Below are 1,379 nucleotides of genomic sequence, written 5' to 3' on the forward strand. Positions count from 1 at the left end.
CCGCCGGATCTGGCCGCAAAGGCAGCCGGGCACCATAGAAATCTGAAGCATGCTCTCTCCACCGCATCATCTGCGGTGTTAGAAAGAGTCGCCGAGCCATGTGACCACACAACCTGCGCAAGAGCCAGTCAAGCGGACCGATCCGCACACCTCCCGTAGTGGAGGAGGGGCCAGCGGCGCCTCGAAACCGTCCGGGACGGGCACCCTCCGGAAGAGCGCGCCGCCGCGGACACCGCCCGCCGAACCCCCGAACGATCCCGGTGATCATTCGTGCCCGTGTCGCGGGCCGGCGGTGATGGGATGATAGGCGAGTGGTTAAGGGGGGAAGATATCTTTTTTTCGGAAGGGCGCTGGGAGGCCCCGCCGCGCTTCGTCATCCTCGCGCGCAGCGCGGGGATCCATGCCGGAACGGTGTCGCTTCAAAAACGATGCAGACGAGGCATTCCTGGCCCGGAGTGGCGACGGCGGCGCTTCGGCATGGATCCCCGACCCTTTCGGGCCGAGGATGACGAAGCGGGGAGGGTTTCGCCTCTCGGTCCGGCAGCCCCCCGGCGCGGCGCTGTCGGCGCGCCGTCGTCGACCATCCCATCACCGCGGCACGAAGTAACGCACCGTCCCCTCCAGCTGGCCGGAGCGGGCGGCGCCGGTGGCGACGAGGGTTTCGAGCACTTCGGCGATGCGCGAGCGGCGCTTGTCGGTGAGGCGGCCGTCGAAGCTGGCGGCGATCTGCACAGGTTCGGCGGGGCTGGCGGCTCTGGCGAGGACGTCGCGCACGAGGCGGATCTGGTCGAGGCCGTCGGTCGGCCATTTCGGCTTTTCGGGCAGCTCCACGACGCCAATCTCCGCCTCGATCTGCTCTTCCTTCGTCTGGGGCAGCTTTCCGCCGAGCTTCGGGATCTGGTAGTCCGGCCGCAGCCAGCGCACGAGGCCGCGTTTTTCCTCGGCCTGGCGTTCGAGATTGAGGGCGACGAGGCGCGACAGAAGCTCCGCCTCGGCGGTTTCCTGATCCTCGGACTTGTGCGGGCTCGGCAAGGTGGCGCAGGGGCGGCCGACGAGGCGCGCGCCAAGATCCTCCCAGCCATAGGCGGCGAAGACGTCTCGGTCGATCTCGTCGTGGATTTCCTTCAGGACGGCAATCAGCCCGGCGTCGTAGATGTCCCGCTCCTTGTCGGTGAGGGGGTCGCCATGGCCGTGATCCAGCGCGCGGACGCGCTCCGGGACGTTGTAGAGGCCGGTCATGGTGAGGACGTCGTGTGTCCTCTTAATCTTCTTTCCATGCTATTTTTGGGAAGGAGGACCGAACCATGGGACCGTCACCATCAAGGAAGTCCGCAGGGCCGCGTGATGCGGCCACCAAGGTTGCGCATCATCGCCTGAGT

Annotated in this window: 1 protein-coding gene; it reads right to left on the reverse strand. The window is 66.9% G+C overall.

Going from position 1 to position 1,379, the window contains the following annotated elements; all coding sequences use genetic code 11:
* Window positions 1-588: 588 nt before the first annotated feature.
* Entirely contained in the window at window positions 589-1,239 is a 651-nt protein-coding gene (locus tag GTK09_RS27045; protein ID WP_163466480.1) for a hypothetical protein, read from the reverse strand.
* Window positions 1,240-1,379: the final 140 nt, after the last annotated feature.

The sequence above is a fragment of the Jiella pacifica genome, assembly GCF_010500815.1.
GTDB classification, from domain to species: Bacteria; Pseudomonadota; Alphaproteobacteria; order Rhizobiales; family Rhizobiaceae; genus Jiella; species Jiella pacifica.